The 20,762-nt window shown below is 71.4% G+C and carries 17 protein-coding genes; 7 read left to right on the top strand and 10 right to left on the bottom strand.

Annotated features, from left to right (window positions below):
- Positions 1-183: 183 nt before the first annotated feature.
- From ETD85_RS23280 to ETD85_RS23265, 4 genes are all read left to right on the top strand, one after another.
- Complete coding sequence (locus tag ETD85_RS23280; protein ID WP_138691885.1) at positions 184-1,071, top strand: DUF7064 domain-containing protein; 888 nt, start codon at positions 184-186, stop codon at positions 1,069-1,071.
- A gap of 37 nt (positions 1,072-1,108) precedes the next feature.
- The gene (locus tag ETD85_RS23275) at positions 1,109-1,666 is read left to right on the top strand and encodes a hypothetical protein (RefSeq protein WP_138691884.1); all 558 of its coding nucleotides are present in this window, start codon (positions 1,109-1,111) and stop codon (positions 1,664-1,666) included.
- Positions 1,667-1,722: 56 nt separating this feature from the next.
- Positions 1,723-2,484, top strand: a complete 762-nt coding sequence (locus ETD85_RS23270; protein WP_138691883.1) for an isoprenyl transferase — start codon at positions 1,723-1,725, stop codon at positions 2,482-2,484.
- Between the two features lie 207 nt (positions 2,485-2,691).
- Positions 2,692-4,011 carry a PhoH family protein gene (locus ETD85_RS23265; RefSeq protein ID WP_276617257.1) on the top strand — a complete coding sequence of 440 codons (1,320 nt, stop codon included), beginning with the start codon at positions 2,692-2,694 and terminating at the stop codon, positions 4,009-4,011.
- 15 nt (positions 4,012-4,026) lie between these two features.
- Here ETD85_RS23265 and ETD85_RS23260 read toward each other — a convergent pair whose 3' ends face one another.
- The 3 genes from ETD85_RS23260 to ETD85_RS23250 are packed head-to-tail and all read right to left on the bottom strand — an operon-like array spanning position 4,027 to position 6,628.
- Positions 4,027-4,545 carry a hypothetical protein gene (locus ETD85_RS23260; RefSeq protein WP_138691882.1) on the bottom strand — a complete coding sequence of 173 codons (519 nt, stop codon included), beginning with the start codon at positions 4,543-4,545 and terminating at the stop codon, positions 4,027-4,029.
- Positions 4,542-5,957 (bottom strand): sensor histidine kinase, encoded by a 1,416-nt coding sequence (locus ETD85_RS23255; protein WP_138691881.1) that lies wholly within the window; start codon positions 5,955-5,957, stop codon positions 4,542-4,544. Before ETD85_RS23255 ends, ETD85_RS23260 begins: the two co-directional genes overlap by 4 nt.
- On the bottom strand, positions 5,954-6,628 hold the full coding sequence (locus ETD85_RS23250) for a response regulator transcription factor (RefSeq protein WP_138691880.1): 675 nt from the start codon (positions 6,626-6,628) through the stop codon (positions 5,954-5,956). Before ETD85_RS23250 ends, ETD85_RS23255 begins: the two co-directional genes overlap by 4 nt.
- A gap of 374 nt (positions 6,629-7,002) precedes the next feature.
- Here ETD85_RS23250 and ETD85_RS23245 point away from each other — a divergent pair, with 374 nt between their 5' ends.
- Positions 7,003-7,611: an aggregation-promoting factor C-terminal-like domain-containing protein gene (locus tag ETD85_RS23245; RefSeq protein WP_138691879.1), complete on the top strand. Its 609-nt coding sequence runs from the start codon at positions 7,003-7,005 to the stop codon at positions 7,609-7,611.
- Between the two features lie 99 nt (positions 7,612-7,710).
- Positions 7,711-9,708, top strand: a complete 1,998-nt coding sequence (locus tag ETD85_RS23240) for a glycosyltransferase family 2 protein (protein ID WP_138691878.1) — start codon at positions 7,711-7,713, stop codon at positions 9,706-9,708.
- On the opposite strand, the gene ETD85_RS23235 is transcribed toward ETD85_RS23240, so the two are convergent.
- From ETD85_RS23235 to ETD85_RS23215, 5 genes are read right to left on the bottom strand one after another with little or no spacing between them, the layout of a single operon-like run.
- The gene (locus ETD85_RS23235) at positions 9,698-10,846 is read right to left on the bottom strand and encodes an alpha/beta hydrolase family protein (RefSeq protein WP_138691877.1); all 1,149 of its coding nucleotides are present in this window, start codon (positions 10,844-10,846) and stop codon (positions 9,698-9,700) included. The two genes, ETD85_RS23240 and ETD85_RS23235, sit on opposite strands and share 11 nt — an antisense overlap.
- The gene (locus ETD85_RS23230; protein WP_138691876.1) at positions 10,843-11,847 is read right to left on the bottom strand and encodes an alpha/beta fold hydrolase; all 1,005 of its coding nucleotides are present in this window, start codon (positions 11,845-11,847) and stop codon (positions 10,843-10,845) included. Before ETD85_RS23230 ends, ETD85_RS23235 begins: the two co-directional genes overlap by 4 nt.
- The gene (locus ETD85_RS23225; protein ID WP_138691875.1) at positions 11,844-13,118 is read right to left on the bottom strand and encodes an MFS transporter; all 1,275 of its coding nucleotides are present in this window, start codon (positions 13,116-13,118) and stop codon (positions 11,844-11,846) included. Before ETD85_RS23225 ends, ETD85_RS23230 begins: the two co-directional genes overlap by 4 nt.
- Before the next feature lie 31 nt (positions 13,119-13,149).
- The gene (locus ETD85_RS23220; RefSeq protein ID WP_240779326.1) at positions 13,150-15,063 is read right to left on the bottom strand and encodes a helix-turn-helix domain-containing protein; all 1,914 of its coding nucleotides are present in this window, start codon (positions 15,061-15,063) and stop codon (positions 13,150-13,152) included.
- Positions 15,063-15,815, bottom strand: coding sequence for a 3-hydroxybutyrate dehydrogenase (locus ETD85_RS23215; RefSeq protein ID WP_138691874.1), 753 nt, complete (start codon positions 15,813-15,815; stop codon positions 15,063-15,065). The genes ETD85_RS23220 and ETD85_RS23215 overlap by 1 nt, the downstream gene beginning before the upstream one ends.
- A gap of 238 nt (positions 15,816-16,053) precedes the next feature.
- On the opposite strand from ETD85_RS23215, the gene trpD reads away from it, so the two are divergent.
- The gene (trpD, locus tag ETD85_RS23210) at positions 16,054-17,175 is read left to right on the top strand and encodes an anthranilate phosphoribosyltransferase (protein WP_138691873.1); all 1,122 of its coding nucleotides are present in this window, start codon (positions 16,054-16,056) and stop codon (positions 17,173-17,175) included.
- Positions 17,176-17,205: 30 nt separating this feature from the next.
- Here the strand turns inward: trpD and ETD85_RS23205 are convergent, their stop codons facing one another.
- Both ETD85_RS23205 and ETD85_RS66895 read right to left on the bottom strand, forming a co-directional pair.
- Positions 17,206-18,591 carry a class II fumarate hydratase gene (locus ETD85_RS23205; protein ID WP_138691872.1) on the bottom strand — a complete coding sequence of 462 codons (1,386 nt, stop codon included), beginning with the start codon at positions 18,589-18,591 and terminating at the stop codon, positions 17,206-17,208.
- Between the two features lie 112 nt (positions 18,592-18,703).
- Positions 18,704-20,731, bottom strand: coding sequence for a serine/threonine-protein kinase (locus tag ETD85_RS66895; protein ID WP_206058477.1), 2,028 nt, complete (start codon positions 20,729-20,731; stop codon positions 18,704-18,706).
- Positions 20,732-20,762 lie beyond the last annotated feature (31 nt).

Here is a 20,762-nt window from a genome sequence, read left to right as displayed (position 1 = left end):
CCCCTGACCCGGCCTCGTGACCCGGCCTCGTGACCCGGCCCCCCTGACACGCCCCTGCCCTGACACGCCCCCTGCCTTGACCTGCTGTCCTGACCTTGCCCTGCCCTGGATCTGCCTGCCTCCCGCGGGGACCGTGCGGCCGGGCTGGCTTAAGCTGATCGCAGCAAGCGCTTGGGAGGCGGCATGCGGATCGTCAACATGGGCGGATGGCCCCTGAGCCACGAGGACGAGCAGGCGCACGAGCCCGGCGGCGAGCCGCTGTGGAACGAGTCCCACTACTTCGACTTCGTCTCCGCGGACGGCGACCTGGGCGGCTACGTACGCCTCGGCCTCTACCCCAACTGGAAGCGGGCCTGGTTCTGGGCGTGTCTCGTGACCAGGGACGGCGGGCTGGTGGCGGTGACCGACCACGAGGCCCCGCTGCCCGGCGGCCCGGAGCCGGTGATCGAGGGCCCGGGCTACGAGGCGACCCTCAGCACGACGGAGCCCCTGAGTACGGCCCGCGTCCGCCTCGACGCGCCCGACCTGGCGCTGGATCTCGAATGGCGGACGGCGGGCGGCGTCTACGGCTACTCGCTCACCCCCCGCTACGAGATCCCCTGCGAGATCACCGGCACCATCGGTGGCGCCCCCTTCCACGGGTACGGCGAGCGCGACCACAGCTGGGGCGTGCGTGACTGGTGGTCGATCTCCTGGCTGTGGAGCAGCGGCCGGCTGGAGGACGGCACGCACCTGCACGGCATGCAGGCCAACCTCGGCATGGCACTGCCCTGGCCGGCGTTCCGGGTGCCGCCGGGCGGCGAGATCGAGCACGTGGCCGGCTTCTCGGCGTCCACGGCCTTCGACGGGGACCGCCCGGCCGAGACGGTGCTGCGCTTTCCCGGGACCACCACGACCGTCCGGCCGATCGCCTTCGCCCCCGTGACGCTGACGTCCCCCGAGGGCGCGGTCGCCGAGTTCCCCAGGGCCATGTGCGAGTTCGAGACCGAGGACGGGCGCAGGGGCCACGGCTGGACCGAGTGGCACCAGCCGCCCGGCTGGCGAGAACACGGCTGGCATCCCCTGACATAGCCGGTTTAGCCGACTTTCGGCCGGAAAAGGGGAGGGGATGGGGGGACTACGCTGCGTTGACGGCTCGTACTTGACCGTCACGCCCATCGCGTGCACGGACAGCGTCGGCACACCGTACGAGGTCACCCTCGAACTGCATCGCGACGGCACGCCGTACGGGAGCGTCGGGGAGCGCTGCGGGTGGCTGCTCGCGCGCCTGGCGCGCGGGGTGGACGAGGCCCGGCAGGGCCGCGGCGGGGGCAGGCGGTGGAGCGATCCCGACGACAGGTTCCCCGACGAGGAGCCGGACAGCGAGCTGTTCTCCTTCCGCTACCGGACGAGGTCCGGCGTGGTGGGCGGCGGCGAGCTGCGCTGCCAGCTCAGGACGATCCCCGTCTGGCAGCCCGGCAAGGAGTCGCGGGGCGAGTGGCGCCTGACCAGGCGGGCCTACGTGGAGGCGTGGGGCGCCACGGGCGTGGGCATGCGGGCGGTGCTGACGTCGGCGGAGCTGTCGACGTTCGTGCGCGGGCTGGTAAATGAGGCGGAAGGATGTCTGAAAGGTAGAGATCTGGCTAGGAATCCGGGAGAAGGAGCAGGCACGGGCGAATCGCGGTGATAATTGCCTGTTAGGTCATACGACCTGAGGCACAGCCACCGCAGGGGAGGCACTCCGTGGGCCTGCGCGATCTGGTCTACCGGCTGTACGAGCACCGGCTGGAGACCAAGCTGTCGAAGGACAGCGTCCCCCGGCATGTCGGGGTCATCATCGACGGCAACCGCCGCTGGGCGCGCGCCATGGGCATGCGTGACGTGGCCACCGGCCACCGTAAGGGCGCCGACAAGATCTCCGAGCTGCTCGGCTGGTGCCGTGAGAGCGGCGTCGAGGTCGTCACGGTCTGGATGCTGTCCAACGACAACCTCAACCGCCCCAGGGAAGAGCTGGAGCCACTCCTGCGCATCATCGAGGACGTGACGCAGGAGCTCGTGGACGAAGGCTGGCGGATCAGCCCGGTCGGCGCGCTCGATCTACTGCCGGACCGCACGGCCAATGTCCTAAAAAACGCAAAAGAAGCTTCATCACACCGTCCAGGCCTGATTGTGAACGTTGCAGTTGGGTATGGAGGAAGACGTGAGATTGCCGATGCGGTGCGCTCACTGCTCCAGGAGCAAGCGAGCAAGGGGGCGAGCATCGAGGACCTCGTCGAGGTACTCGATGTCGAGCACATCGCGGAGCATCTTTACACTCGCGGCCAACCCGACCCGGATCTACTCATCCGGACGTCGGGCGAGCAGCGCTTGTCGGGCTTCATGCTGTGGCAGAGCGCTCACTCAGAGTTCTACTTCCACGAGGCGTACTGGCCCGACTTCCGCAGGGTCGATTTCCTGCGGGCGCTGCGTGATTACGCTGCGAGAAACCGACGTTACGGTTCCTGAGGCCATATGTGGGTATTCACGACGTAACGTTGGAAGTGTCCGACCACAGGCCGGACACTCCGGAGAGGGCCCGCCTTTGCGCCAAGAGTTTGCCGAGGGGGCCGGACCCCGGCGCCGACGGCAGCTCGCGGTCGGGGACGCGGGTCCGGTCCGATTCCCGCCTCGTCTGCAGGGTGCCCGCACCATGGGGCACCCGGGGGAGAACGTGTGGCAGTGTCCTCGAGCAACCCTACTCACCAGCCGGCCAAGCGTACGTACGTGCTGGACACCTCGGTCCTGCTGGCCGACCCGGCGGCAATGACCCGGTTCGCCGAGCACGACGTCGTCCTTCCGATCGTGGTCATCACGGAGCTGGAAGGCAAGCGGCACCATCCCGAGCTCGGCTACTTCGCGAGGAAGGCTCTGCGCTACCTCGACGACCTGCGCGTCCAGTACGGCAGGCTCGACGAGCAGATGCCCACAGGGGATGGCACGATCAGGGTTGAGCTCAATCACAGCGATCCGTCCATCCTGCCCGTGGGGTTCCGCCTGGGCGACAACGACACCCGCATCCTGACCGTGGCCCGCTCGCTGGCCGCCGAGGGCTGTGACGTCGTCCTGGTGTCCAAAGACCTGCCACTTCGGGTCAAGGCTGCCTCGATCGGCCTGTCGGCGGAGGAATACCGCGCAGAGCTGGTGAACGAGTCGGGCTGGACGGGGATGGCCGAGGTCCAGGTCACCACCGAGGACGTCGAGACGCTCTTCGACAAGGGCTCCGCCGACTTCGAAGAGGCCAGAGACCTGCCGACGCACACCGGTCTGCGGCTGCTGTCGGCCAAGGGCTCGGCGCTGGGCCGGGTTCAGCCCGACAAGTCAGTACGGCTCGTACGCGGCGACCGCGAGGTGTTCGGCCTGCACGGCCGCTCCGCCGAGCAGCGCATCGCGCTCGACCTGCTCATGGACCCGGAGATCGGCATCGTGTCGCTCGGTGGCCGGGCCGGCACGGGCAAGTCGGCGCTGGCGCTCTGCGCGGGCCTGGAGGCGGTCCTGGAGCGCCGCCAGCACCGCAAGGTGGTCGTCTTCCGCCCGCTCTACGCCGTGGGCGGCCAGGAGCTCGGCTACCTGCCGGGCACCGAGGGCGAGAAGATGGGCCCGTGGGCGCAGGCGGTCTACGACACCCTCGGCGCGATCACGTCGCCGGAGGTGATCGAGGAGGTGCTCGACAGGGGCATGCTGGAGGTGCTCCCGCTGACGCACATCCGGGGCCGGTCGCTCCACGACGCGTTCGTGATCGTGGACGAGGCGCAGTCGCTGGAGCGTGGGGTGCTCCTGACCGTGCTGAGCAGGATCGGGGCCAACTCGCGGGTCGTGCTCACCCACGACGTCGCCCAGCGCGACAACCTGCGCGTCGGGCGGCATGACGGCGTGGTCGCCGTGGTGGAGAAGCTCAAGGGCCACCCGCTCTTCGCGCACGTCACGCTGACCAGGTCCGAGCGCTCGCCGATCGCCGCACTGGTGACCGAGATGCTCGAGGACATCACGATGTAACGGGTTACCGGCGGGTCACTTCAGCTCGCCGCAGGTGTACCGCCCCTCGGACTTCGAGGGGCGGTTCGCGTTCTGCCGGACTATCTTGACCAGCTCGAACGCCACCTCCTGCTGCGCCGTGCAGACGATCTGGGCCTTGCCGAGCTTGCTCAGCGTGCCCTCGCCCGAGATGTAGACCGTCAGCGTGGAGGTGCGCGGCAGCCGGATCTCGTCGCGCTGCACGGGGTTGAGCGAGTCCTCCGACTTCAGGTACGTGAAGCTGCGCAACGCGGTGTCCAGGTCGCCCAGCGGCTGCGCGGAGGCCGCGAAGAGCGCCTTGAGCAGGTCCTCGACCGAGTCGCTGCGGACGTTGGCCGGCTCCAGGGCGAGGTCGCCGTCCCGGACCAGGTAGATCGTCTTGGACGGCGGCGGGACCTTGACGGTGGGGGCGTTGCCCCGGTCCTGGACGTCGGTGGGGGAGATGCCGCAGGCCGCCACGGACAGCAGCCCGGTCAGCAGGGCCGTGGCGGCGCTCAGGGCGCGTACGGGGCTCATGAGTGCGGCAGCCAGACGGTGAACAAGGTGCCGGGGTTCTGGGTGCGTACGGAGATGGTGCCGCCGTGCAGGTGGACGTTCGCCCTGGCGATGGCCAGGCCGAGACCGCTGCCCTGGCTGCGGGCCCGGCCCGCGCCGGCCTTGAAGAAGCGGTCGAAGACGTGCGGGAGGGCCTCGCGCGGGATGCCCTTGCCGTGGTCGCGCACCTTCACCTCCAGGCCGTTCTCCGTGCTCCTGGCGCTGACCACCACCGGCGGCCTGCCGTGTTTGAGCGCGTTGCCGATGAGATTGGCCACGATGACGTCGAATCTCCTGGGGTCGAGGTTGGCGGTCAGGCCCTGGGAGGCGCTCACCTTGACCTGCTCGCTCCACCCGCGCACCTCCAGGCAGTCCTGGATGGCGTCGGCCACGTTCGCCGGCTCCAGGTTGAGCGTGGCCGTGCCCGCGTCGAAGCGGCTGATCTCGATGAGGTGCTCGACCAGCTCGCGCAGGCGCTCGATCTCGTGCAGCACCAGCCGTACGGCCTCGGCGGGCGCCTCGGGCAGCCGGTTGGCCTCCTCGGAGAGCATGTCGGCCACGGCCGTCATCGCGGTCAGCGGCGTGCGCAGCTCGTGGGAGACGTCGGCCACGAACCTGCGCGCCATGGCCTCCATCGAGCGCAGCTCGGACACGCTCAGCTCCAGCGCCGCCGCCGCGTCGTTGAACCTGGCGGTCAGCTCGGCCAGCTCGTCCTGCCCGTGGACGGGCAGCCGCGTGTCCAGCCTGCCCTGGCCGAGCGCCTGCGCGGCCGCGCTCAGCCTCCTGACGGGCAGCAGCACCTGCCTGGCCGACAGCAGCGCCACGACCAGGGCGATGAGGAGGATGACCACGCCGGCCTGGGTGAGCGTGGTCCTGAGCGTGGCGAGCTGGCGCTCGTCGTCGCGCATCGGGAAGAACACGAACGCCCGCAGCCCCGTGGCCTCGGGCGTGCCGTTCGCGGTGTCGCGGTAGACCTCCGCGCCGACGATGAGCCACAGCTCGTTGCGGATGACCCTGCGCTGGGTGACGATGCTCTGCTTGGCCCGGCCGTAGAGCTCGTTCGGCACGTCGCTCATGGTCATGGGGCCTTCGGTGGCGATCAGGCTGCCGTACTCGACCAGCACGCCGCGGCCGGGGCCGGCCAGCGTGCGGGCCACGTTCTCGAGCTCTCTGGTCGTGGGCTCGGCCTCGCCCGCCTGGAGCGCGCCGATGGGGAAGGTGATGCTGCTCAGCTCCCTGGTGACCAGGTCGAGCGAGGTGTTCTCGGCCCTCGTGATGAGGGCGGTCTTGGCCAGCTCGAAGCCGATCGTGGCGACGAGTGACGAGGCGGTCACGGCGACGAGCGTGAACGTGATGACCAGGCGCGCGCGCAGCCCGGTGGGCAGCGGGATCACGGAGGGCTGAACCGGTAGCCGAACCCGCGCACCGTGTGGATGAACACCGGCTCGGCGGGCCGCGGCTCGATCTTCGCCCTGATCCGCTGCACGCAGGCGTCCACCAGCCGCGAGTCGGCGATGTGCGTGTGGTCCCAAACGGCGCGCAGCAGGTAGCGGCGGTTGAGCACCTGGCCTGGGTGGCGTACCAGCTCCAGGAGCAGCCGCAGCTCGGTCGGGGTCAGGTGGATCTCCTTGCTGGCCAGCGTGACCTTGAGCGCGCCCCGGTCGATCACGAGGTCGCCGAAGGTGATGCGGTCGGATGCGGCGGACTCGGCCCGGCGCAGGATGGCGCGGATGCGCGCGTCCAGGACCCGGGGCTCGACCGGCTTGACCACGTAATCGTCGGCGCCGGCCTCCAGCCCGACCACCACGTCGAGGTCGTCGCCCCTGGCGGTGAGCAGGATGACGGGGAGCTGGTCGAGCTTGCGCACGCGGCGGCAGACCTCGATCCCGTCGATGCCGGGGAGCATGACGTCGATGATCGCGATCTCCGGGCGGCGGGCTCTGATGTGGTCGAGCGCCTCCTCGCCCGTCGCGTAGGACGTGACGGAGTGCCCCTGGCGAGTCAGCGCCAGCTCTAGAGCCGTGCGGACCGAGGGGTCGTCTTCAACAAGGAGGATGCCAGCCACGCGCACATTATTATTCCATGTCCCGTATACCCGGGTTGTGTCACCAAACTGTGACATGTCGTGGATGCGATCAGGAACAACGCGCGAAACCCTGGAAAGGGCTTCCCTTCGGATAACGGGCGCGCGAAGGGAAGCCTCGCATATGTGACTAATATCACATCTTTTCCGAAAGACCACGCCAACCTGCTGGTTAGCCAACAGAACGCCAAGCGATTACCGCGTTTCGGTTGCGGACCACCCCCCCGGACAGGGCAAGCTCATGGTTCGTGAGCCCCGGTCCGCAGTTGAGCGAGCGTCCCCCGAAGGAAGATCTCCCCTCGGCACGCCGGCGTTCGCGTGTCACGCCCAAGCGCATCGTCATCACCGTCCTCTCCGTGACGGTGATCTTCGGCGGTGGCGGCTTCGTCGCCTTCCGCGCCATCGAGAACGCGAACGAGCCGCCCTCGGAGGGCTTCTCGATCGAGGACATGGGCAAGCTCGCCAGCGGCGACCTGGCCGCGCCCGACCCCGAGACGGACGCGCTCAAGAACGCGGCCGAGCAGGCCTACCGGGCCGACCAGCTCAAGAAGAACCGCTCGGGAGCGGGCAAGAACACCGACCTCGACTGGGTCGTGCCCAAGCAGGCCCCGTCAGGCAACGGCTTCCCGCCCGTGAACTTCCCGCCGGGCAGCGACCCCTCGCCGGGCAGCAACAAGGCCACCGCCAAGACCATGCTCGCCTCCATGGGCTGGGGCGACGACCAGTGGGGATGCCTGGAGCGGCTCTGGCAGAAGGAAAGCGGCTGGAACGAGCGCGCCATGAACCGCTACTCCGGCGCGTACGGCATCCCGCAGTCCCTGCCGGGCAGCAAGATGGCCAGCGCGGGCTCCGACTGGCAGACCAACGCCGCCACCCAGATCAAGTGGGGCCTCGGCTACATCAAGGGCCGCTACGGCACTCCCTGCGGCGCCTGGGGACACTCGCAGTCGGTGGGCTGGTACTGAGCACCGCACCGTCGGCGGCCCGCTATTAGAAGGTCAACTTTCCTTCTCTAATCGGCAAGCCGCCGTGCCCGAAGGTGTATACCGGCGCACGCTGGCCGCATGGGTGTGAAGGTCAGTGTGATCGTCAATGTCCACAATCCGGGTTTCACCGCCGACGCGTGCATTCGCTCCACGCTGGAGCAGACGATGCCCGCGGACGACTACGAAGTGATCTTCGTGGACGACGGGTCCACGGACGGGATCGGGGAGCGCCTGGACACCATCGCCGCGGCCCGCGGCAACGTGCGCACGCTGCACCTGCCGCAGACGGGCTCGCCGATGCGCGGGCGCAACGTGGGGCTGGCCGCGGCGAGCGGCGACTACGTCTACTTCCTCGACCAGGGCGACCGCCTGGAGAAGGACGCGCTCGTCCGCATGCACGACCGCGCCGTCGAGACGGACGCGGACGTGCTGATCGGCCGCATGATCCGCGACTACGGGCCGCCGATGACCGCCTTCGAGCGCAGCACGGCCCGCGCCGACATCCTGCGCGACCGCCTGCTCACCCTGCTCCACCCGCAGCAGCTCTACCGCCGCGCCTTCCTGGAGGAGCACGAGCTGGGCTTCGGGGTGCCCGGCGGGCGGATGGCCGAGCAGGCGTTCGTGATGCGGGCCTACCTCCAGGCCAAGGTCATCGCCGTGCTGGCCGAGCACGTCTGCTGCCACCTGGGCGAGCGGCCCGTGGTGGAGGAGGAGCCGCGGGCCATCGCGCATGACCTGGCCGGGCTGCTCGACGACATCGACGCCTTCGTGGGGGCGGGCCGCCAGCGCGATCGCATGTACGCCTACTGGCTCCGCTACGCCGTCCTGCGCCCGCTGCTGACCAGCAAGTTCGCCGACTCCTCCGTCGACAGGGGCATGCACTTCCGCGTCGCGCAGGAGCTCGTGGAGCGGCGCTTCCCCGAGTCGATCGACCGCTACCTGCCCGTCCAGCTGCGGGTGGCGGCCGCGTTCGTCCGGATGGGGCGCCTGGACCAGATCGTGATCATGGCCAACTCCTCCAGGCGGGCCGGCCTGCGCGCCGACCTCACGGAGGTGCGCTGGGACGCCCACGTCCTCGTGCTCAACCTGACCGTGGAGGTCATGTCGGGCGACGGCACGCCCGACAGGTACCGCACGGACGGCGATCGCCTGCACTGGATCCCGCCGCGCTCGCTGGAGACCCGGTCGCTGAGGGAGGGCGTCACCGACATCACCGCCGCGGTCGAGCGGGCCCGCATCGAGGTGTACATCCAGCACAAGGAGACCGGCGTCGTTCACTTCCTGCCGCTGGCCCACCGCGTGGAGCGGCTGCCGGACGGCCGCCGCCGCGTCAGGGTGCAGATCAAGGGCGAGGCCAGGGTGGACGTGACCAGCGCCGCGCTGGGCGAGCCGCTCAAGCCGGGTCACTGGGAGGTGCACGTACGCATGTTCAGCGGCGCCAACCAGGCCAGGAGCCGGGTCGGCCGCTCGGAGGGCCCGCTCAACGTCCTGGGCGTGCTGGCCCAGCGGCCGCGGACCCGGCTGGTGGTGCCCTGCTGGAGCGACCACGGCGAGCTGGGCCTGGCCGTCGAGCCGCGCTCGTTCTCCGAGTCGATCGCGCTGGTGTCGCCCGGCGTGGTGGTCAAGCACCTCGACAAGCACCTGTACGTCGTGCTGCCGGTGCCGTACGTGCCGCCGAGCGGGGGACCGCCGCTGGAGCTGGTGCTGCGCAGCACCGGCCGCCGGGGCCGCGAGGTGTGCGCGCCCGCACTGGTCGAGGCGGGGGTGCCGGGCAGAATCGCCGGCCAGCTCGTGGCGAAGGTGCCGGTCAAGCGGCTGATGCCGGGCATCGAGCAGCTCGGGCCCGGCGGCTGGCTGTCGTCGCTGCGCTCCCCGGAGGAGGAGATCGGGCTGCGCTTCGCGCTGGACATGCGGAGGGGCAAGGTCCGCGTACGCCCCGCCGCCGCGGTCGATCCCGAGCGGCGCTCGCCCATGGGCCGGGACACCGTGCTGCACAGGATCGGGCGGCGGCTGCCCGGCGCGCGCCACATGGTCCGCTGGGCGCGCGCGGGCAGGCATCGCTACCTCAAGGACTGACCCAGTCCTCCAGCTCGGTGAAGGCGCTCCTGAAGACCGGGAGCATCGGCTTGAGCCGGTCGGGGTAGGCGTCCACCAGGCTGTCGAGGTGGTTGCCCGCCTCGACCCGGTGATAGCGGAAGGGCCGGTGCGGGCCGACCATCTGGGCGTAGACGTCGGAGCTGCGCGAGATCGGCAGCAGCGTGTCGAGCGTCCCGTGGATCGTGATGAGCGGCTTGGTGATCCGGCCGGTCAGCGCGATCTTCGCCACGGCCGCGTAGGGCTTGCGCTCGGCGTAGTCGTAGTCGGCCGCCGCGCCCTGGTAGGACGGATCCAGCTCCTTCTGGTAGAGCTGCTGGGTGAGCTCCCAGTAGTACTGCCGGTGGAACGGCCACAGGAACTCCGAGCCGGCCGCGAACCCGGCCGTCCGCACGCCCGCCTCGTCCGGATAAGCCGTCAGCGCCGGCGGCAGGAAGGTCAGCAGGTTGTCGCCCTTGAGCCGCCAGAGCGTGCCCTCCCAGTCGACGCCGCCGTCGTAGAGCCAGCCGCGGTTCTCCAACTGCCACCTGACCAGGTAGCCGCCGTTGGAGATGCCGGCGGCGAACGTGCGGGCGGGCTGCCGGCCGTAGCGCTGGCGCACGACGGCCTTGGCGGCGACGGCGAGCTGGGTGACGCGGTGGTTCCACTCGGCGATGGCGTCGCCCGGGCGGCGGCCGTCCTCGTGGAAGTTCACGCCGACGTTGCCCTTGTCGGTGGCGGCGAAGGCGTAGCCCTTGGACAGGACCCAGTCGGAGATCGTGTAGTCGTTGGCGTACTGCTCCCTGTTGCCGGGGGTGCCGCTGACGACCAGGCCGCCGTTCCAGCGCTCGGGGAGCCTGATCACGAACTGGGAGTCGTGGTTCCAGCCGTGCGTGGCGTTGGTGGTGGAGGTGTCGGGGAAGTAGCCGTCGATCTGGATGCCGGGCACGCCCGTCGGGTTGACGGTCGCGGCCGAGTGCAGCCCCGCCCAGTCGGCCGGGTCGGTGTGGCCGCTCGCGGTGGTGCCCGCCGTGGTCAGGTCGTCGAGCGTGGCGATCACGGTCTTCTCCGCGCCGGGCACGGCGAGCTGTGCGGAGACCGGCGTGAGCAGGCTCGCCACCAGGGTGAGTGCGACGATCATCGGGCCTCCTCCAGATGGCCGGTCAGCAGGCGGCCGAACGCGGCCGGGTGCTCCAGGTGCGGGCTGTGGCCGCAGTCCTCGATCACGGCCTCCCGGTACGGGCCGTAGCGCTCCAGCACGGCCCTGGTCTGCGTGACCATGGGCTGGGCCGGGGTGCCGGGGGAGCCGGGCACGGCGCCGAGCGCGCCCAGGTGGGCCAGGTCGAACAGGGAGGCGTCGGAGACGATCACGTCGTCGGCGCCCCTGATCCACAGGATGGGCGGCTTGGGGGAGATCTCGTGCAGGTCGTCCAGGCGGAAGTGGGTGGGGGCGGCGGCGTTGAGGACGCCGTACTTGCCCGGGGCCACGCCCGGCCACCGGGGCGAGGTGACGGCGGCGCCGGGGTAGTGGGCCTCGCCCACGCGGGTGGTGAGCATGGCGCGCACGTAGAAGTCCTCGTCGGGCACCTCGGGGTGCTTGACGTAGGAGGAGCGGAAGACGCTGCGGGGCGACGTGGGGGATTCATCGGACATGTCGCCCGCCTTGAGCCGGGCCACGAAGTCGGGGCTGGCCGCTCCCGCTCCCGCGCCCGTGCCGTCGGCGTGGGTGAGCCGGCCGTCCGGGCCCTCGGTGCCGCCGAAGCCGTACGGGGAGATCGGGTTGACCAGGGTGACGCTCCTGACCGCCGCCGGCCGGTCGCGCAGGGCCTGAAGGACGACGCCGCCGCCCAGGCTCCAGCCCACCAGGTGCACCCCGTCGAGGTCGAGCGCCTCGACCAGTTCGAGCAGGTCGTCGGAGTAGTCGCGCAGGCCCCTGGTGGCGTCCACGGGAGCGGGGTCGCTCTCGCCGAAACCGCGCAGGTCCACCGCGAGCGGGCGGTAGCCGCCGGGCAGGGCCGCCATGGCGTCGCGCCAGAAGGCGCTGGAGGAGACGTTCCCATGCACGAACAGCACGGGCTCGCCGGTGGTCCTGCCCTCGGTGGTCAGGACGTGCTGGGTGAGGCGGGGGGTGGTGACCTTCATCGCACGTGGGTCCTCTCGGCCAGGTCGCTGCCCTGGGTCTCGCGTGCGGCGTAGACCGCGACCAGGGTGAGCACCGCCGCCAGACCAAGGTAGGCCGAGATGGGCAGGCTGCTCGAGTAGGTCTTCAGCAGCGCGACTGCGATGATCGGGGCCAGCGCCCCGGCCACGATCGCCGAGAGCTGCGCGCCGATCGAGACGCCGGTGTAGCGCATCCTGGTGCCGAACAGCTCGGTGAAGAAGGCCGCCTGCGGGCCGTACATCATGCCGTGGAAGAGCAGGCCGACGGTGACCGCGAGGGTGATCGCCAGGAAGTTGCCCGTGTCCACGAGCGGGAAGAACGCGAAGATCCACACGCCGATGCCGGCGGCGCCCGCCAGGTAGATCGGGCGGCGGCCGATGCGGTCGGACAGCGCGCCCCACATCGGGATAGTGACGAAGTGGATGGCCGAGGAGATCAGCACCGCGTTCAGCACGGTGGAGTTGTCGATCCCCGTGGTCTTGGCGTACGTGATGACGAAGACGGTGAGCAGGTAGAAGGAGATGTTCTCGGCCAGGCGCGCGCCGATCGCCGTGATCACGTCCTTGGAGTGGTACTTCAGCACGCCCACGATCGGCGCCCGCTGCTGGGGCTCGGCCTGCTGGAACACCGGCGACTCGGTGATCGTCAGCCGGATCCAGAGACCGATCAGCACCAGCACCCCCGACAGCAGGAACGGCACCCGCCAGCCCCACGCCAGGAACGCCTCCTCCGGCTGCCAGGCGGCCAGGATCGCCAGCACGCCGGTGGCCAGCAGGTTCCCGCCGGGCGCGCCGGCCTGCGGCCAGGAGGCCCAGAAGCCGCGGCGGGCCGTGTCGCCGTGCTCGGAGACGATCAGCACCGCGCCGCCCCACTCGCCGCCGAGCGCGAAGCCCTGCACCAGCCTGAGCGTGGTCAGCAGCAGCGCCGCGGCCGGGCCGAGGCTCTCGTACGTGGGCAGGCAGCCGATCAGGAACGTCGCCGCCCCCATCGTCAGCAGGCTGACGACCAGCAGCGTCTTGCGGCCGAGCCGGTCGCCGAAGTGGCCGAAGATCAGGCCGCCGAGCGGGCGGGCGACGAAGCCGACGGCGTAGGTGAGGAACGACAGCAGCGTGCCGGTCAGCGGATCGGACTCGGGGAAGAAGAGCTTGTTGAACACGAGCGCGGCTGCCGAGCCGTACAGGAAGAAGTCGTACCACTCGATGGTGGTGCCGATCAGGCTCGCGGCGACGATCTTCTTGATGGAAGTGGCCATGCCGGTCACCGTAGATTGTGACCGGCATCACTTATATGGGGTCGGGACCCACAGTCTCCTGGGTGGATGTGTGGCCGAGCCGATGCAGGCGGAGCGCGAGCTGGATCTCCAGGGCGCGCTCGGGCTCCTGCCAGCCGTCGCCGAGCAGCCTGGCGATCCGGTCGAGGCGCTGCGTGACGGTGTTGACGTGGATGTGCATGGCTTCGGCCGTACGCGAGGGCGAGCCGCCTGAGCCGAAGTAGGCGGCCAGCGTGCCGGTGAGCGCGGTGCCCCTGCGGGCGTCGTAGTCGATCACCGCGCCGAGCGCCCGTCCGACGAAGCCGCGCACGTCGCGGCCGTCGCCGACGAGCAGCCCGACGAAGCCCAGCTCGGCGGCGCTCGCGCCGTCGCCGGCCCGTCCGAGCGCGATGAGCGCCTCGGCGCACCGCCGCGCCTCCTGGTACGCCTCGGCGACCCCGTGCGAGCCCGTCGCGGCGGGGTCGCGCCCCGGCGACCGGTCCGGCACGCCGGTGGGGGCCTGCGCGGCACCTGCCGTGGCCGGGCTGTGCAGAGACGCGCTCAGCTCGGCGGCGACGCGCTGCGCGATGCGGCCCGCGTGCTCTCCCGGCAGCAGCAGCACCACCTCGTCACCCCGCCCGGCGGCCAGCCCGTGCCGCACCGCGGCCTGCGACGAGGCCCAGAACGCGGCCCGCTCGCGCTGCCCCGCGTGCTTGGCGACCACCACGACGTGCGGAGCGCCCAGATCGACGCCCAGCCTGCGCGCCCGGTCGGCCAGCCCGGGGGAGCCGGGCCGCGCGATCAGGTCGTCGAGCAGCTCACCCCTGACCCGGCCCTCCGCCTCCGCCACGCTCCTCCTGAACAGCAGCAGCAGCGCGCACACCAGCGCCGCCCGCTCCAGGATCCGCTCGTCGGCGTCGTCGCTGCGCAGGATGAGCGTGCACAGCGGCTCGCCGCCGACGTCCACGGAGGCGATCAGCAGATCGCCCCTCCGCACGGTGCGCCCCAGCGCTCTGGACGCCTGTGCCGCCTCGAACACCCCGGCGTCCAGCGCGCCGACGTCACCCGTGATCGGCCTGCTCAGGTCGTCGAGCACGGCCAGCGACCCGCCGAGCACGTCGGTCACCACGGCGGCCACGTCCTCGATCCCGCCGCCGCGCAGCACCAGCGAGGTCATCCGGTCGTGGGCCAGCGCGGCCCGCTCGACGGCCTCCCCGTGCGCCCTGGCGGTCCTGTGGGCCTGGGAGAGCTCCTCCAGCGCGTTCCTGGTCTCCTGCAGCAGCCGGGCGTTGTCGATCGCGACGGCGGCGTGCGCGGCCAGGCTGGCCAGCAGCGACACCTCCTCCTGGAGGAACGGCCTGGCGCTGCGGTTGGCCGCCATCAGCACGCCGATCACCCGCTGGCCGAGCCGCAGCGGCACGCCCAGGATCGCGACCAGGCCCTCCTCCTTGACCGCGTCGTCGATGTGCTCCTTGTGCCGGAACCTGGCGTCGGCGAAATAGTCCGCGGTCGAGTAGGGGACGGCCGTCTGCGCGACGAGGCCGCCCAGCCCCGCCCCCATGGCCAGCCGCAGCGCGCGGAACTTGGCCGAGATCGACCCGTCGGTGACCCGCATGTAGGTGTCGCCGCGCTCGGGGTCGTGCAGCGTCATGTACGCGATGTCGGTGGCCAGCAACTGCCTGGCCCGGTGCACGATGGCCTCGAGAACGGCGTCGAGGTCGCGCAGCGCGGCCAGGTCGCCGGCAGTGTCGTAGAGCGCCGACAGCTCGGCCTCGCGCCTGGCGCGCCGCTTGAGCAGGTCGCGCACCTTGAGCGCCTCGACCTTGGCCTGCTCCAGCTCCTCGATCGTGGCCGCGTCCGCGCCGGCCGCCCTGGCCTGGATGATCGGCCCCTCGAACTCGACCGCCGACGCCTCCCTGGCCAGGAGTTCGAGGTAGGGGGTGCTCACTAGCGGGCCGTCCAGCCGCCGTCCAAGGGGAGTGACACGCCGGTGATGAACGCCCCGCTGGGCCCGCACAGGTACGCGACCAGCTCGGCCACCTCCTCGGGCTCGATCAGCCGCTTGATCGCGGCGGGCTTGAGCATGATGTCCTCGACCACTTCGTCCGGCTCGATGCCGTGCACCTTGGCCTGGTCGGCGACCTGGGCCTCGACCAGCCCGGTGCGCACGTAGGCGGGGCAGACGCAGGTGGAGGTCACGCCATGGGCCGCCCCTTCGAGCGCCACCACCTTGGAGAACCCCTCCAGCCCGTGCTTGGCCGCGGTATAAGCGGATTTGTACGGCGAAGCGCGCAACCCGTGCACGGACGAGATGTTCACGATTCTTCCCCACCCCTTGGCGTACATGCCGGGCAGCACCTTCCGCGCGATCAGGAAAGGCGCCTCCAGCATGACCCTGATCATCGTGGCGAACACCTCGGGAGGGAACTCCTCGATGGGCGCGACGTGCTGAAACCCGGCGTTGTTCACCACGATATCGATGGGTTCGTCCGGTAGCGACGCCACGAAGCCCGGCTCGCTCAGATCGGCCACCACCGCCTGGCCGCCGATCTCGGCCGCCACCTTCTCCGCGGGCTCGGCCCGCATGTCGACCACCAGCACCCTGGCCCCCGCCGCGGCCAGCCGCCGGGCGCAGGCGGCGCCGATGCCGCCCCCAGCCCCCGTCACCAGCGCGGTCCGCCCAGTCAGCTCCTTCGCCATACCCCGAACCCTAGGCGGTCGCCACGCCGTGACGCATGGGTGCGGGCGACATAGATCGGTGCCTGGCTATGTGGATCACGGCGATCTGCTATCTTGGCGAAATGATCGCGTATTCGCTCCAGTGGTGGCCCGCCTCTTAGGCGGTCCTCCCTGCGCATACGCGTCCGGCCGCCTCGACGAGGCGGCCGCCGGCATGTCGAACGCGCCCCCGTCGAGCATTCACGAAAGGGGCGCATCCATGACCAGCACCGCCACCACCACGAGCAAGAGCGCGAGCACCGGCACCGCCGACGGCCGCACCACCACGTGGCCGCACCTGCTCACGACGCTGCTCGACGGCGTCTCGCTCACCTCGCGCCAGACCGCCTGGGCGATGGAGCAGATCATGTCAGGGGCCGCGACGAGCGCCCAGATGGCCGCGTTCGCGGTCGCCCTGCGGGCCAAGGGCGAGAGCGTCGCGGAGGTGTCCGGGCTGGCCGACGGCATGCTCGCCAGATCGGCCGCGATCAGGATCGCCGGCGACGCCGTGGACCTCGTCGGCACCGGCGGCGACCGCGCCCACACCGTGAACATCTCCACCATGGCCGCCGTCGTGGCCGCCGCCGCGGGCGTGAAGGTGGTCAAGCACGGCGGGCGGGCCGCCTCCTCCCTGGCCGGCGCCGCGGACGTGCTGGAGGAGCTCGGCGTGGTCATCGAGCTCACACCGGCCGCGGTGGTCTCGGTGGCGGACGAGGTCGGCATCACGTTCTGCTTCGCGCCCGCCTTCAACCCCGGCTTGAGACGGACCTCGGGCCCGCGCCGCGAGATGGGCGTGCCCACGGTCTTCAACTTCCTGGGCCCGCTCACCAACCCCGCCCTGCCGACCGCGCAGGCGGTCGGGGTCTTCCACCCCAAGATGGCGCCGGTCATCGCGGGCGTGCTGGCCGAGCGCGGCGGCTCCTCGCTCGTCTTCCGCGGCGACGACGGGCTCGACGAGCTGTCCACCTGCGGGCCCTCGTCGGTCTGGGTCGTGCGCCGGGGAGCCGTCACGCACGCCGTCTTCGACCCGGCCGACCTGTCGATCCCGCGTGCCCGTGTCGCCGATCTGCGCGGCGGCGACGCCAAGCACAACGCCGGGGTCGCGCGCGCCGTCCTCGCCGGCGAGCGGGGCCCGGTGCGCGACATCGTCCTGCTGAACGCCGCCGCCGCCGTGGTGGCCGCCGACGGCACCCCGCCGGCGGCCGAGCTCACGAGCGCGCTGGCCGCGGCCTACAAGCGGGCCGCGGACGCCGTGGACTCCGGCGCCGCGCTGTCCCTGCTCACCCGCTGGGCGCACGCCACGCGTACGGCCCACGCGAACCGGCGCCCCGTCACCGGCTGAAGGCCCCGGTCAGGCCCGGCCGCCGGGAGATCAGGGCCTGGTCATCGAGAGCACGTCGAGCGCGGCGTCGAGCTGGTCCTCCGTCAGGGTGCCGTCGGCCACGTGGCCGCGCTCGACGACGACCTCGCGGATGGTCTTGCGCTCGGCCAGCGCCTGCTTGGCGATCTTGGCGGCTTCCTCGTACCCGAGGTACTTGTTCAGCGGCGTGACGATCGACGGGGAGGACTCGGCGTACTCGCGCAGCCGTTCCACGTTCGCCGTGATGCCGGCGACGCAGCGGTCGGCGAGCAGCCGCGACACGTTCGCCAGCAGCCTGATCGACTCCAGGATGTTGCGGGCGATGATGGGCAGCTGGACGTTCAGCTCGAAGCTGCCCGAGGCGCCGGCGAACGTGATCGTCGCGTCGTTGCCGATGACCTGCGCCGCGACCATGGCCGTGGCCTCGGGGATCACCGGGTTGACCTTGCCGGGCATGATGGACGAGCCAGGCTGGAGGTCGGGCAGGTTGATCTCGCCCAGCCCCGCCCGCGGGCCGGACCCCATCCAGCGCAGGTCGTTGGCGATCTTGTTCAGGGCGACGGCCACCACCTTGAGCTGGCCGGACAGCTCGACGATGGAGTCCTGCGCGCTCTGGGCCTCGAAGTGATCCCTCGCCTCGCGGAACGGGATGCTGGTCGCCTCGCGCAGCTTGCCGATGGCCTCCTGGGCGAAGCCCGGCGGGGTGTTGATGCCGGTGCCCACCGCGGTGCCGCCCAGCGGCAGTTCAAGCACGTGGTCCAGCGCCGTCGTGACGCGTACGACGCCGTGCTCGACCTGCGTGGCGTAACCGCCGAACTCCTGGCCGAGCGTCACCGGGGTCGCGTCCATCAGGTGGGTGCGCCCCGACTTCACCACCCCGTCGAACTCGATCGCCTTCACCCGCAGCGCCTCCGCCAGGTGCCTGAGCGAGGGCAGCAGGTGGTAGGTCACCTCGGTCGCCGCCGCCACGTGGATGGAGGTGGGGAAGACGTCGTTGGACGACTGGGAGGCGTTCACGTGGTCGTTGGCGTGCACGGGCCGGCCCAGCCGCTCCTCGGCCAGCGTCGCGATGACCTCGTTGGCGTTCATGTTGGATGAGGTGCCCGAGCCGGTCTGGAAGACGTCGATCGGGAAATGCGCGTCGTGCTCGTTCTCCGCGACGTCGGCGGCGGCCTGCGCGATGGCCTCCGCCAGGTCCTTGTCGATCACGCCCAGCTCGCCGTTGACCTCGGCGGCCACCGCCTTGATCAGCCCCAGGGCGGCGATGTGCGACGGCTCCAGCGGCCGTCCTGAGATCGGGAAGTTCTCCACTGCCCGCTGGGTCTGCGCGCGCCACTTCGCACCTGAGGGCACGCGAACCTCGCCCATCGAGTCATGTTCGATTCTGAACTCGCTCATGAGTCCCAGTCTGACCCACGGCCGCGTGATCAGCTCAAAGGCGCTGCCGTCCGCGGGCTTCCCCGCTGCCCCAGGGCGCGCCCGGCCGCAGGTGCGGGCGGGCGCGCGGCGGTCAGGCCGAGATGAGGGCCACGACGAGGACGGCGATCACCACGGCCGCGGCGGCGGCCACGGCCATGAGCACCAGCATGCCGTTGCGGTTGCCCGCGGGCCGCTGCTCCTCCTGACCGGCGATCGCGAACAGGTCCGTGCCCAGGCCCTTGCCCTGCTGCATCCCCTGCTGCGGGCCCTGCTGCTGGGGGCCGCCCTGCGGAGGTCCCTGACGGGGGCCCTGAGGCTGCGGGACGTTCTGCTGCTGGGGCATCGGCGGGTAGACCTGCTGCCCCGGCGGGTTGTTGTGCGGGGAGTGGACGCGTGTGGTGACGGCGCTCTCGTCGCCCGGGTGCTGCGGCGGGCGGCCCTGCTCGGGCGCCGAGGGGAAGGGGCCCTTGGGCCTGGCGATGCTGACCGTCCGCTCGGGGTCGTAGCCCTCGTCGGAGGGCGGGCTCCCGTACGGGCCGCTGCCGCCGGCCTGCGCGCTCGGCTGAGTGGCCGGCCCGCCTTGACCGGCGCCCTGCCACGGACCGGTGCTCTGCCCCGGACCACCTGCGTGCCCCGGACCGCCTCCCTGACCCGGGCCGCTTCCCTGACCTGGGCCGCCTCCCTGGCCTGGACCGGGCCCATGAATCGGGCCTGACCCTTGACCCGGGCCGTAGCCCTGGCCCGGACCGCGGCCCTGCCCTGGGCCGGCGCCCTGTCCGGCGCCTACGCCGTGACCGGGCGCGGTGCCCTGTCCCGCGCCGGTGCCCTGTCCTTGCGCGCCTGGCCCCTGGCCCTGCGCTCCTGGGCCGGTGCCGCGGGCGCCGGATCCGGGCGCCTGCGCGGCGAGCTGCTGCTGTCCCTGCGGCGGACGCCCTGACGAGCCGCCCTGCGGCACGGTGGGCGCGTTCGGGCCGCGTACCGGCCCCTGCGGCCCGGACGCGGGTCGCTGCCCGCCAGGCCCGCCGACCGGCCGTTGCGCCGACCCACCGGGACCACCGGGACCATGCGGGCCACCGGCACCGGGACCGCCGGGGCCACCGGGACCGCCAGGACCACCGGGGACCCGGGGGCCACCGGTTCCCTGGCCGCCGGCGCCGTGCCCGCCAGGGCCTTGCCCGCGCGGGCCGGCCGGCCCGTCGGGAGGTGGGCCTGCCGGGGTCTTCTGGGCGAACGGGTCGGGCAAAGCGGCCTCCTGCGCCATAAGAGCCTCGGCCGTGAGCACCGGCATCTCGCTCGTGGGGGTGTCGGCGACCATGCGCAGCAGGGTCTCCGCCTTGGCAGCGTGGAGCCGCTGCCGGTAGTCCTTGTTCAGCAGCCCGTTCAGCACCGGGCGCAGCTGCCCCGCCTGCGTCGGCGGGTCCGCGCTCTCGGTGAGCAGCGCCGCCAGCGTCTCCGCGATGGTGGACCGCTCGTACGCCGGTCGCCCCTCGACCGCGAAGTACAAGGTGGCCCCGAGCGACCAGACGTCGGACTCGGGCCCGGTGTACTCACCCCTGGCACGTTCCGGGGCCGTGTAACCGGGTGATCCGATCACCATGCCCGTTTTCGTGAGCCGGGAGTCGCCCTCCGCCTTGGCGATGCCGAAGTCGGTCAGCACCACCCGGCCGCTCTCGGTGATGAGCACGTTGCCCGGCTTGACGTCGCGGTGCGTGATGCCCTGGGCGTGCGCCGCGCGCAGCGCCCCGAGCAGGTCGACGCCGATCTCCGCCACGAGCCGCGGCGGCAGCGGCCCTTCCTCGTCGATCACCTGCTCCAGCGAGCGGGCTTCGATGAGCTCCATGATGATCCACGGGCTGTCGTCCTGGATGATGACGTCGTGGATGGAGGCGACGGACGGGTGGTTGATCCGCGCGGCGATGCGCCCTTCGCGGACCATGCGTTCGCGCAGCTCGGCCCGCTGTTCCTCGGTGAGTCCCGGGTCCTGGCGGATTTCCTTGACCGCCACCTCGCGCCCGAGCGCGCGGTCGCGGGCGCGCCAGACGGTGCCCATGGTCCCCCTGCCGAGGGGGGCGATGAGCTCGTAGCGCTCCGCGAGCAGGCGTGTCTGCTGTTCCGGCATGAGAAGAAGATATCGATTCTCGCTTGGGAAG

Origin of the sequence: Nonomuraea zeae (genome assembly GCF_005889725.1) — a bacterium.
GTDB classification, from domain to species: Bacteria; Actinomycetota; Actinomycetes; order Streptosporangiales; family Streptosporangiaceae; genus Nonomuraea; species Nonomuraea zeae.
Note: the sequence above shows the minus strand (reverse complement) of the source record. Positions and strands in the feature narration are given on the sequence as shown.

Bases quoted from the DNA above. Each gene is read 5' to 3' on its own strand.
- ETD85_RS23230 (WP_138691876.1), bottom strand. From the start codon at position 11,847: ATGAAGGTCACCACCCCCCGCCTCACCCAGCACGTCCTGACCACCGAG.
- trpD (WP_138691873.1), top strand. From the start codon at position 16,054: ATGACCAGCACCGCCACCACCACGAGCAAGAGCGCGAGCACCGGCACC.
- ETD85_RS23215 (WP_138691874.1), bottom strand. From the start codon at position 15,815: ATGGCGAAGGAGCTGACTGGGCGGACCGCGCTGGTGACGGGGGCTGGG.
- ETD85_RS23275 (WP_138691884.1), top strand. From the start codon at position 1,109: ATGGGGGGACTACGCTGCGTTGACGGCTCGTACTTGACCGTCACGCCC.
- ETD85_RS23240 (WP_138691878.1), top strand. From the start codon at position 7,711: ATGGGTGTGAAGGTCAGTGTGATCGTCAATGTCCACAATCCGGGTTTC.
- ETD85_RS23205 (WP_138691872.1), bottom strand. From the start codon at position 18,591: ATGAGCGAGTTCAGAATCGAACATGACTCGATGGGCGAGGTTCGCGTG.
- ETD85_RS23260 (WP_138691882.1), bottom strand. From the start codon at position 4,545: ATGAGCCCCGTACGCGCCCTGAGCGCCGCCACGGCCCTGCTGACCGGG.
- ETD85_RS23235 (WP_138691877.1), bottom strand. From the start codon at position 10,846: ATGATCGTCGCACTCACCCTGGTGGCGAGCCTGCTCACGCCGGTCTCC.
- ETD85_RS23280 (WP_138691885.1), top strand. From the start codon at position 184: ATGCGGATCGTCAACATGGGCGGATGGCCCCTGAGCCACGAGGACGAG.
- ETD85_RS66895 (WP_206058477.1), bottom strand. From the start codon at position 20,731: ATGCCGGAACAGCAGACACGCCTGCTCGCGGAGCGCTACGAGCTCATC.
- ETD85_RS23225 (WP_138691875.1), bottom strand. From the start codon at position 13,118: ATGGCCACTTCCATCAAGAAGATCGTCGCCGCGAGCCTGATCGGCACC.